Here is a 9,870-nt window from a genome sequence, read left to right as displayed (position 1 = left end):
TTTAACCGCCCTGACCCCCCGGCGCGCCCGGGGGGGGCGCGCCCGGCCCCCGATGTTTGTGGGGGCACCACCCCCCCCAGCGGTGCACCCGGGGGGGGGGGCGCCCCCGCGGGGGGGGGGGCGCGCGGTCCCCCGGTCGCGATTACTTCGCGTCGGTCTCGCCGTCGGTCTTGCCGTCCTTCTCCCCCTCGGCCACGGCCTCGGCCGCGTCCGACTTCTTCGTCAGGTCGGCCTTGGGCGCGTCCTCGGCCGTGACGTCGGTGGCGCCACCGGTCAGCGAGGAGGCGTCGTCCGGGACGACGGCGGCGGAGTCCGAGGACTCCTCGGTGTCGTCGTCGCCGTGGACGATCCGGTTGTACTCGGAGTCCTCGAGGACCGCGCCGATCGCGTTCTTGGCGTAGACGGCGTGCACGCCCGGGGCGACCTCGAGGAGGACGGTCTCGTCGCCGATCTCCTTGACGGTGGCGTACATCCCCCCGATCGTGCGTACGCCGGTGCCGGGCTGCATCTCGTCACGCATGCGCGCCGCCTGCTGCTGCTTCTTCTTGGCGGAGCGGGTCATCAGGAACATGGCCCCGATGAGGACGATGAAGGGGAGGAGGGTCACGATGCTCACGGGACGGGTTTCCTTCGCACGGTCGCGGAGAACCCGCGGCCTGATCTTCGGGGGTGGGCGCGCCGACCGGAAAGGGGCGGCATCGGCGGAGTCTAGGCGAGTCCGCATCGATGGAACAACGTCCAGCATCGCACCCCGGTTCCGGTCCGGGCGAGTGTCCGCTCCGTCACGCCCCGAAGAGCCCCTGTTGTCCCGTTCCCGTGCCGCTTCCCGCGCCGCCCGGGCCCGCTGCCTGCGGCGGAACGAGTCCGAGGTGCGTCCAGGCGGCGGGCGTGGCGACGCGACCACGGGGCGTGCGGGCCAGCAGACCCTCGCGTACGAGGAAGGGTTCGGCGACCTCCTCGACGGTCTCGCGCTCCTCCCCCACCGCGACCGCGAGGGTGGACAGGCCGACCGGTCCGCCGCCGAAGAGCTTGAGGAGGGCCTCCAGGACGGCGCGGTCGAGCCGGTCGAGGCCGCGGCCGTCGACCTCGTAGACGCTGAGGGCGGCCTCGGAGATCTCGCGGGTGATCACTCCGTCCGCCCTGACCTGGGCGTAGTCGCGGACGCGGCGCAGCAGGCGGTTGGCGATGCGGGGGGTGCCGCGGGAGCGGCCGGCGATCTCGGCGGCCCCGGCCGGGTCGATCTCGACGTCGAGGAGTCCGGCGGAGCGGTGGATGACGCGCTGGAGCTCGGACGGGTCGTAGAACTCCATGTGGGCGGTGAAGCCGAAGCGGTCGCGCAGCGGGGGCGGCAGGAGTCCGGCCCGGGTGGTGGCGCCGACGAGGGTGAAGGGCGGCAGTTCGAGGGGGATGGCGGTGGCGCCGGGGCCCTTGCCGACGATGACGTCGACGCGGAAGTCCTCCATCGCCATGTAGAGCATCTCCTCGGCGGGCCGGGACATGCGGTGGATCTCGTCGAGGAAGAGGATCTCGCCCTCCTGGAGGGAGGAGAGGATCGCGGCGAGGTCGCCGGCGTGCTGGATGGCGGGGCCGGAGGTGATGCGGATCGGCGCGTTCATCTCGGCCGCGATGATCATCGAGAGGGTGGTCTTGCCGAGGCCGGGGGCGCCGGAGAGCAGGACGTGGTCGGCGGTGGCGCCGCGCTGCCGGGCGGCCTTGAGGACCAGGTCGAGCTGCTGGCGGACCTTCTCCTGGCCGACGAACTCGCTGAGGTCCTTGGGGCGCAGGGCCGCCTCGACGGCCTGGTCGTCCCTCTCGGCGGCGGCGCCGACGATGCGCGCCTCGGCGTCGGGTGCCTCGGCGGTGGTGTCGTCGTCCCAGTTCACGGTGGATGCCTTCTCGTTCGTACGGCCCGGCCGGGCGGGGTCGGGGGTGGTCAGCGGGCGCGGTTGAGGGTCTGCAGGGCGGCGCGGAGCAGCTGCGGTACGGGGGCGGTGCCGGTCTCGGCGAGGGCGGCCTCGGCCTGCGGGGTGACGGCGCCGACGGCCTCCTCGGCCTCGCGGCTCGCGTAGCCGAGGCCGATGAGGGCGGCGGCGAGCTGCTCGGTCCAGGGGGCGGGGCCGGAGGCGACGCGCTGGGCGCCGACGAGGCCGCTGCTGCCGAGGGGCGAGCCGAGCTTGTCCTTCAGTTCGAGCAGGAGCTTCTGCGCGCCCTTCTTCCCGATGCCGGGGACGGCGGTCAGGGCCTTCTCGTCGCCGGTGGAGACGGCGAGGCGGAGCGCGTCGGGGCTGTGCACGCCGAGCATGGCCTGGGCGAGGCGGGGGCCGACGCCGCTGGCGGTCTGGAGGAGCTCGAAGACCTGCCGCTCGTCGTCGTCGGCGAAGCCGTACAGGGTGAGGGAGTCCTCGCGGACGACGAGGGAGGTGGCGAGCCGGGCCTCCTCGCCGATCCGCAGTCCGGCGACGGTCGCCGGGGTGCACTGGACGGCCATGCCCACGCCGCCGACCTGGATGACGGCCGTGGTGGGGGCGAGGGCGGCGACCGGGCCGCTGACGAAGGCGATCATCGGGTTCGGCCTTTCACTGCGGACGCGTGCCGGGCGGCCGCTTCCTGGAGACGGTTCTGTGCGGCGACGGCCTGCTGGAGGCGGTTCTGGGCGGGGGCCCGCCAGATGTGGCAGATGGCGAGGGCGAGGGCGTCGGCGGCGTCGGCCGGCTTGGGCGGCTCGGAGAGCCGGAGCAGCCGGGTCACCATGGTGCCGACCTGGGCCTTGTCGGCGCGGCCGCTGCCGGTGACGGAGGCCTTGACCTCGCTGGGGGTGTGCAGGGCGACGGGGATGCCGCGGCGGGAGGCGCAGAGCATGGCGACCGCGCTGGCCTGGGCGGTGCCCATCACCGTGCGGACGTTGTGCTGGCTGAACACCCGCTCCACGGCGACGAGTTCGGGCGAGAAGCGGTCGATCCACTCCTCTATGCCCCGCTCGATGCCGACCAGGCGCATCCCGATGTCGGCGTCCGCGGGCGTCCGCACCACTCCGACGCCGAGCATGGTCAGGGGCCGGCCGGCGACGCCCTCGACGACGCCGACGCCGCACCGGGTGAGCCCGGGGTCCACTCCGAGTACACGCACGTCGCCCCCTCTCTTCGATCTCCTGTTTGAGCAGGCTATCGGCTGCCACCGACAACGCGGCGGGCCGACGGGAGCGTGTCCCCGTCGGCCCGCCGCGTGAAGCAGGTGATCAGGCGTCGACCTTCGCCATGACCTCGTCGCTGACGTCGAAGTTGGCGAAGACGTTCTGCACGTCGTCGCTGTCCTCGAGCGCGTCGATCAGCTTGAACATCTTGCGCGCGCCCTCCTCGTCCAGCTCGACCTGCATGGTCGGGACGAAGCTGGAGTCGGCGGAGTCGTAGTCGATGCCGGCCTCCTGGAGCGCGGTGCGGACCGCGACCAGGTCGGTGGCCTCGCTGATGACCTCGAAGGACTCGCCGAGGTCGTTGACCTCTTCGGCGCCCGCGTCGAGGACCGCGCCCAGGACGTCGTCCTCGGTCAGCTCGCCCTTGGGGAGCACGACGACGCCCTTGCGGTTGAACAGGTACGAGACGGAGCCCGGGTCGGCCATGGAGCCGCCGTTGCGGGTCATGGCCACGCGCACGTCGGAGGCGGCGCGGTTGCGGTTGTCGGTGAGGCACTCGATGAGCACCGCGACGCCGTTCGGGCCGTAGCCCTCGTACATGATCGTGGCGTAGTCGACGCCGCCGGCCTCGAGGCCGCCGCCGCGCTTGACCGCGGAGTCGATGTTCTTGTTCGGGACCGAGCTCTTCTTCGCCTTCTGGATGGCGTCGAAGAGGGTCGGGTTGCCCTCGGGGTCGGCGCCGCCCGTGCGGGCCGCGACCTCGATGTTCTTGATCAGCTTCGCGAAGAGCTTGCCGCGCTTGGCGTCGATCACGGCCTTCTTGTGCTTCGTCGTAGCCCATTTAGAGTGGCCGGACATCTGCCTGTCTCCTTCGCGTAACCCTTTTCTGAACGAACCCCAGAGATCCTACCGGGATCGGATCAGCCCGCCGCGCGCACCATGTCGACGAACAGGGCGTGGATGCGGTGGTCGCCCGTGAGTTCGGGATGGAACGAGGTCGCGAGCGCCCGGCCCTGCCGTACGGCGACGACGTGGCCCCCGTGCTCGGCGAGGACCTCGACGTCCGCGCCGACCGACTCCACCCAGGGGGCCCGGATGAAGACGCCCTCGACGGGGCCGTCCTCGATGCCCGCGACGGTGACGCCGGCCTCGAAGGAGTCGTTCTGCCGGCCGAAGGCGTTGCGGCGGACGATCATGTCGATGCCGCCGAAGGTCTCCTGGCCCGAGCGCGGGTCGAGGATCTTGTCGGCGAGCATGATCAGGCCGGCGCAGGTGCCGTAGACCGGGAGGCCGGCGGCGATGCGCTCACGGAGCGGCTCCATGAGGCCGAAGAGCGCGGCCAGCTTGGAGATGGTGGTGGACTCGCCACCGGGAACGACCAGGCCGTCGACCTCGGCGAGCTCTTCGGGGCGCCTCACCGGCCTGGCCACGGCGTCCGCCGCGGCCAGGGCGATCAGGTGCTCCCGTACGTCGCCCTGGAGGGCCAGGACACCAATGACGGGAGTGCTGCTCATCGGTGCTTACCAGCCCCGGTTGGCGTAGCGCTCGGCCTCGGGGAGGGTGTCGCAGTTGATGCCGACCATGGCCTCGCCCAGGTTGCGGGAGGCGTCCGCGATGACCTTCGGGTCGTCGTAGAAGGTGGTGGCCTTCACGATGGCGGCGGCGCGCTTGGCCGGGTCGCCCGACTTGAAGATGCCGGAGCCGACGAAGACGCCCTCGGCGCCGAGCTGGCGCATGAGCGCGGCGTCGGCGGGGGTGGCGACGCCACCGGCGGAGAAGAGGACGACCGGCAGCTTGCCGAGCTCGGCGACCTCCTTGACGAGCTCGTACGGGGCGCGGAGGTCCTTGGCGGCGGCGAACAGCTCGTTGTTGTCGAAGCCGCGCAGCCTGGCGATCTCGTTCTTGATCTGGCGCAGGTGGCGGACGGCCTCGACGACGTTGCCGGTGCCGGCCTCGCCCTTGGAGCGGATCATGGCCGCGCCCTCGGCGATGCGGCGCAGGGCCTCGCCCAGGTTGGTGGCGCCACAGACGAAGGGGGTGGTGAAGGCCCACTTGTCGGAGTGGTTGACCTCGTCGGCCGGGGTGAGGACCTCGGACTCGTCGATGTAGTCGACGCCGAGGGACTGGAGGACCTGGGCCTCGACGAAGTGGCCGATGCGGGACTTGGCCATCACCGGGATGGAGACCGCGCCGATGATCTCCTCGATCATGTTCGGGTCGGACATGCGGGCCACACCGCCGTCCTTGCGGATGTCCGCGGGGACCCGCTCCAGGGCCATGACGGCCACGGCGCCGGCGTCCTCGGCGATCTTCGCCTGCTCGGCGTTGACCACGTCCATGATCACGCCGCCCTTGAGCTGCTCGGCCATGCCGCGCTTCACGCGCGCGGTGCCGGTCTCGGGGGACGAGGAGGGGGTGGAAGGCGTGGTGGACACGGATACCTCACTGGTGACAACGGGGGTTGACGACAGAGACGAGGAAACAGTCCACTCGCGGGCCACGGCAAGGGCCAATGTGGACCCGGTGGATCGTTTTCGCAGGTGAGAACGATCAAGCCGGGCGATCGGCAAGGGCCACCGGGGGCTCGTCGTCCATTTCGAAGGCCAGCGGGAAGGGGGCGTGGCCCGCGAGCCGGAGCCAGCGGACCGTGCGGTGGCGGCGCAGGGCGCGGGCGGCCCGTACGGCGTCGTTGTGGAAGCGGCGGGCCATCGGCACCCGGCGCACGGCCTGCGCGAGCTCCCCCGCGGCCTCCTCGCCGCCGGGGGCCTCCCGTACGAGGTCCATCTGCTCGGGCTCGCCGAAGACGGCCCGCAGCGCCTGGCTGAGCTCGCTCTCGGCGACCTCCCGCTGGTCCTCCTCGGCCTGCCGGGCCGCGTGCGCGGCCTCGTACAGCACGATCGAGGCGGCCGGGTCGAGGACCCCGGAGGTGGCCAGTTCCTGCGTGACCGAGGCCCGGCGCAGCAACTGCGCGTCCAGGGCCGCGCGCGCCGCGTCGATCCGCGAGTGCAGCCGGTCGAGCCGCCCGGCGGTCCAGCTGAGGTAGACGCCGATGACGATCAGCGCGACGACGGTCCAGATCAGGGTTTGGGTCACGGGCGCACAGGCTACCGGGGCGGGGGCGGCACGCCTTCCCAAAGGGCGTGGTCGTGGGCGAACAGGACGCGGGTCGGACGGCCGCCGGCCAGTTCGGCGAGCCGGTCGAGCCAGGGGCGGTACGGGATCCCGAACTCCGCCGCGAAGTCGTACGCCTGGCCCGCGAGGACGGTCACGCGGTCGCCGTGGTCGAGGAGGAGTGACTGGTGCCCCTCGGTGTGGCCGGGCGTGGGCACGACGAGGACGCCGGGCGCGATCTCGTGCTCGCCGTCCAGCTCTTCGTACCGGACGCCGGGCAGGAGCGAGTCGATGGTGTGCCCGCCGGCGCGGGCGAGGGCGAGTTCGGTGCGCTGGACGAGGACGGGAGTGCCGGGGAAACGCTGGTTGCCGCCGATGTGGTCGAAGTGCAGGTGGCAGTTGACTACGGCGTCCACGTCGGCGGGGCCGACGGTGAGCGGTTTGCGGACCGGTCGGTAGTGGGCGTCGGTCTCGGGCGAGCCGGTGCCCATGCCGGTGTCGAGGAGGAGCGCCCCGCGCGCGTGCCGCACGAGGTAGCCGAGGACGGGCTCCACGCGCGCGTGGGGCCCGCCCCACTCCTCGGCGGGACGGGTGAAGTGCCCGAGGTCGAGCCGGTGCACGGTGATCGGAGTCATCGCCCCAGGATCCACCGCGGCCCCGGCGGGCGGGCGGGTTCAGCCGGGGGCGTACGGCTCCGCTCCGGGGCCCTGGTTCCGCTGTCCGGCCCTCGCCACTCGGACACGGGGCGGCCCGCACCGCGCAGGCGTGGCGCGGGACCGGCCCCTACAGCCCCAGCCGCGCCCGCAGCCCGCCCGCGCGTTCGTCCGTGTCCACCGCCGCCGCGCCGTCCGTGACCGTTTCGTAGACCGCGAGGACGTCCGCGCCGACGGTGGACCAGTCGAAGCGGCGGACGTGGGCCGAGCCGCGGGTGCTCAGTTCGGTGCGGCGGGCCTCGTCGCCCAGGAGGCGGATCGCCGCGTCCGCGAGGGCGTCCGCGTCCTCGTTGGCGAAGAGCTCGCCCGCGCCGCCCTGGTCGAGGACCTGCGCGAAGGCGTCCAGGTCGGCGGCGAGCACGGGCGCGCCGGCCGACATCGCCTCGACCAGGATGATCCCGAAGCTCTCGCCACCGGTGTTGGGCGCCACGTACACGTCGACGCTCCGCAGCAGCCGCGCCTTGTCCTCGTCGCTGACCATGCCGAGGAACTCCACCCGGGACCGCATCTCGCGCGGCAGCGACGCCACCGCCTCCTCCTCGTCGCCGCGCCCGGCGACCAGGAGCCGCGCCCCGGGCCGCTCGGTGAGGATGCGGGGCAGCGCCTTCATGAGGACGGGCAGGCCCTTGCGGGGCTCGTCGATCCGGCCGATGAAGCCGAGGGTCTCGCCCTGCCACTCCTTCTTCGGCTCGGCGCGGGCGAAGAAGTCCACGTCGACGCCGTTGGGGATGACGACGGCGTCGCCGCCCAGGTGCTCGACGAGCGTGCGCCGCGCGTACTCGCTCACGGCGATCCGCGCGCTGATCTTCTCCAGGGCGGGCTGGAGGATCGGATACGCGGCGATCATCGCCCGCGAGCGCGGGTTCGAGGTGTGGAAGGTCGCCACGATCGGCCCCTGCGCCGCCCAGCAGGTGAGCAGCCCCAGCGACGGCGAGGTCGGCTCGTGGATGTGGACGACGTCGAAGCCGTTGTCGTGCAGCCAGCGCCGCACCCGCGCGGCGGACAGGAAGCCGAAGTTGAGCCGGGCCACCGAGCCGTTGTACGGCACGGGGACGGCCCGCCCGGCCGAGACCACGTACGGCGGCAGCGGGGTCTCGTCGTCGGCCGGGGCCAGGACGGAGACCTCGTGGCCCAGCCGGATCAGGTGCTCGGCGAGGTCGCGGATGTGGAACTGGACGCCGCCCGGCACGTCCCAGGAGTACGGGCAGACGATCCCGATCTTCACTCCGCCCCGCCCTCCCGTTCGCCCGTCCCCTGGTCCTCCAGGTCCGCGAGCCACAGCCGCTGCAGCATGTGCCAGTCCTCCGGGTGGTCCGCGATGCCCTCGGCGAAGGCGTCGGCCAGGGCCTGGGTCATGACCACCGTCCTCTCCGCCCGTGTACCCGCTTCGGGCACCTCCACCGGCGGGTGGACCCGGCCCTTCATGACCGGCGTGTCGTCGTACCAGAGCGTCACCGGCAGCAGCAGGGCGCCCGTCTGCTGGGCGAGTATCGCCGGGCCCGCCGGCATCCGCGCGGTGTCCCCGAAGAACGTGACCTCGGTGCCGGAGGCCGACAGGTCCCGGTCCGCGACCAGACAGACCAGGCCGCCGGCCCGCAGCCGCCGCGCCAGCCTGCCGAAGGCGGAGCCCCCGGTGTGCGGCACGACCTCCATGCCCAGGGACTCGCGGTAGGCGACGAACCGGTCGTACAGCGACTCCGGCTTCAGCCGCTCGGCGACCGTGGTGAACGGCACGCCGAGCGAGCGGGTCACCCACACGCCCGCGAGGTCCCAGTTCGCCAGGTGCGGCAGGGCAAGGACGACCCCGCGCCCGGAGGCGAGGCCCTCCTTCAGATAGTGGATGTCCTTGATGTCTATCCCGCGCTCGACCCGCTCCTTGCTCCAGGTCGGCAGCCGGAAGGACTCCATCCAGTACCGCATGTACGAGCGCATACCGGCCTTCGACAGCTCGGCGAGCCGCTCGGGCGTGGCGTCCGGCACCACGCGCGCGAGGTTGGACTCCAGGCGCAGGACGCTCTTGCCGCGCCGCTTCCACGCGAGGTCGGCGATCCGCCGGCCGAGGCCCGCGGCCACCGGCTCGGGCAGCTTCTTCACGGTCGCCCAGCCCAGGCCGTACAGCCCGTCGCTCAGCCGGTCCTTGAGGTCGCTCACGAGGCCGCCCCGCCGCCCCCGGCCGCGGCGGCGTCCGCCTCGGCCGACTCCCGCCGTACGGTGACCACCCGCTGCCCCAGGGTGACCGCGCTGCCGACGGCGACGATCCACAGGGCGATCGGCAGCAGCACCTGGATGCCGGGGACGCCGAAGGCGTGCAGTCCGGCGAGTCCGGCGGCGACCAGGGAGATCACGAGCCGCTCGGCGCGCTCGACCAGACCGTTGACGGCGACCGGCAGGCCGATCGACTCGCCGCGGGCCTTGGTGTACGAGACGACCTGGCCGCTCGCCAGGCAGAAGATCGACACGGCGCACATCACGTTGTCGTCGCCCTTGCCCGCGTACCAGAGCGCGAAGCCGCCGAAGATCGCGCCGTCCGCGACCCGGTCGAGCGTCGAGTCCAGGAAGGCGCCCCAGCGGCTGGAGATCCCCGCCTGCCGGGCCATGTTGCCGTCGACGAGGTCGGAGAAGACGAACAGGGTGATGACGATCGTGCCCCAGAAGAACTCTCCGCGCGGGAAGAAGACCAGCGCACCGGCCATCACCCCCGCCGTGCCGATGAGCGTGACCGCGTCGGGGCTGACGCCCCTGCGGAGCAGAAACGCGGCGAACGGTGTGAGGACACGCGTGAAAAAGGCACGCGCGTACTTGTTCAGCATGGCCTTCCCGAGGTTCGGTGGGCCGCGCGGCCCCTACGACCACCGGCCCGCCCATCGTAGCCACGCGCGCCCCCGGCTACCGGCGGGTACCCGCCCCGCCGCGTCG

Annotated in this window: 12 protein-coding genes; all 12 read right to left on the bottom strand. The window is 72.7% G+C overall.

The window, feature by feature from the left end; genetic code table 11:
* Nucleotides 1-142: 142 nt before the first annotated feature.
* Nucleotides 143-616 carry a preprotein translocase subunit YajC gene (gene yajC / locus ACIQD7_RS24315; RefSeq protein WP_121831713.1) on the bottom strand — a complete coding sequence of 158 codons (474 nt, stop codon included), beginning with the start codon at nt 614-616 and terminating at the stop codon, nt 143-145.
* Between the two features lie 166 nt (nt 617-782).
* Entirely contained in the window at nt 783-1,883 is a 1,101-nt protein-coding gene (gene ruvB / locus ACIQD7_RS24310) for a Holliday junction branch migration DNA helicase RuvB (protein WP_402444155.1), read from the bottom strand.
* Nucleotides 1,884-1,933: 50 nt separating this feature from the next.
* Nucleotides 1,934-2,563 (bottom strand): Holliday junction branch migration protein RuvA, encoded by a 630-nt coding sequence (gene ruvA, locus ACIQD7_RS24305; RefSeq protein ID WP_161372427.1) that lies wholly within the window; start codon nt 2,561-2,563, stop codon nt 1,934-1,936.
* On the bottom strand, nt 2,560-3,126 hold the full coding sequence (ruvC, locus tag ACIQD7_RS24300; protein ID WP_402444154.1) for a crossover junction endodeoxyribonuclease RuvC: 567 nt from the start codon (nt 3,124-3,126) through the stop codon (nt 2,560-2,562). The genes ruvA and ruvC overlap by 4 nt, the downstream gene beginning before the upstream one ends.
* Nucleotides 3,127-3,235: 109 nt before the next feature.
* A complete protein-coding gene (locus ACIQD7_RS24295; protein ID WP_121831717.1) occupies nt 3,236-3,988 on the bottom strand; it encodes a YebC/PmpR family DNA-binding transcriptional regulator in 753 nt (250 codons plus the stop codon).
* A 62-nt stretch (nt 3,989-4,050) separates the two neighbouring features.
* Nucleotides 4,051-4,644 carry a pyridoxal 5'-phosphate synthase glutaminase subunit PdxT gene (pdxT, locus tag ACIQD7_RS24290; RefSeq protein ID WP_402444152.1) on the bottom strand — a complete coding sequence of 198 codons (594 nt, stop codon included), beginning with the start codon at nt 4,642-4,644 and terminating at the stop codon, nt 4,051-4,053.
* Between the two features lie 6 nt (nt 4,645-4,650).
* Nucleotides 4,651-5,565 (bottom strand): pyridoxal 5'-phosphate synthase lyase subunit PdxS, encoded by a 915-nt coding sequence (gene pdxS / locus ACIQD7_RS24285; RefSeq protein ID WP_121831719.1) that lies wholly within the window; start codon nt 5,563-5,565, stop codon nt 4,651-4,653.
* Nucleotides 5,566-5,680: 115 nt separating this feature from the next.
* A complete protein-coding gene (locus tag ACIQD7_RS24280; RefSeq protein ID WP_121831720.1) occupies nt 5,681-6,223 on the bottom strand; it encodes a hypothetical protein in 543 nt (180 codons plus the stop codon).
* 11 nt (nt 6,224-6,234) lie between these two features.
* Nucleotides 6,235-6,876 (bottom strand): N-acyl homoserine lactonase family protein, encoded by a 642-nt coding sequence (locus ACIQD7_RS24275; RefSeq protein ID WP_402444150.1) that lies wholly within the window; start codon nt 6,874-6,876, stop codon nt 6,235-6,237.
* 148 nt (nt 6,877-7,024) lie between these two features.
* Nucleotides 7,025-8,179 carry a glycosyltransferase family 4 protein gene (locus ACIQD7_RS24270; RefSeq protein ID WP_351973155.1) on the bottom strand — a complete coding sequence of 385 codons (1,155 nt, stop codon included), beginning with the start codon at nt 8,177-8,179 and terminating at the stop codon, nt 7,025-7,027.
* The gene (locus ACIQD7_RS24265; RefSeq protein ID WP_402444149.1) at nt 8,176-9,105 is read right to left on the bottom strand and encodes a phosphatidylinositol mannoside acyltransferase; all 930 of its coding nucleotides are present in this window, start codon (nt 9,103-9,105) and stop codon (nt 8,176-8,178) included. Before ACIQD7_RS24265 ends, ACIQD7_RS24270 begins: the two co-directional genes overlap by 4 nt.
* Nucleotides 9,102-9,764, bottom strand: coding sequence for a phosphatidylinositol phosphate synthase (gene pgsA, locus ACIQD7_RS24260; RefSeq protein ID WP_121831723.1), 663 nt, complete (start codon nt 9,762-9,764; stop codon nt 9,102-9,104). The genes ACIQD7_RS24265 and pgsA overlap by 4 nt, the downstream gene beginning before the upstream one ends.
* Between the last annotated feature and the right edge of the window lie 106 nt (nt 9,765-9,870).

Origin of the sequence: Streptomyces sp. NPDC093071 (genome assembly GCF_044754545.1) — a bacterium.
In the GTDB taxonomy this organism is placed as follows: domain Bacteria; phylum Actinomycetota; class Actinomycetes; order Streptomycetales; family Streptomycetaceae; genus Streptomyces.
This window is presented reverse-complemented; position numbering and strand designations above follow the sequence as displayed.

Bases quoted from the DNA above. Each gene is read 5' to 3' on its own strand.
- ruvA (WP_161372427.1), bottom strand. From the start codon at position 2,563: ATGATCGCCTTCGTCAGCGGCCCGGTCGCCGCCCTCGCCCCCACCACG.
- pdxT (WP_402444152.1), bottom strand. From the start codon at position 4,644: ATGAGCAGCACTCCCGTCATTGGTGTCCTGGCCCTCCAGGGCGACGTA.
- ACIQD7_RS24295 (WP_121831717.1), bottom strand. From the start codon at position 3,988: ATGTCCGGCCACTCTAAATGGGCTACGACGAAGCACAAGAAGGCCGTG.
- ACIQD7_RS24275 (WP_402444150.1), bottom strand. From the start codon at position 6,876: ATGACTCCGATCACCGTGCACCGGCTCGACCTCGGGCACTTCACCCGT.
- pgsA (WP_121831723.1), bottom strand. From the start codon at position 9,764: ATGCTGAACAAGTACGCGCGTGCCTTTTTCACGCGTGTCCTCACACCG.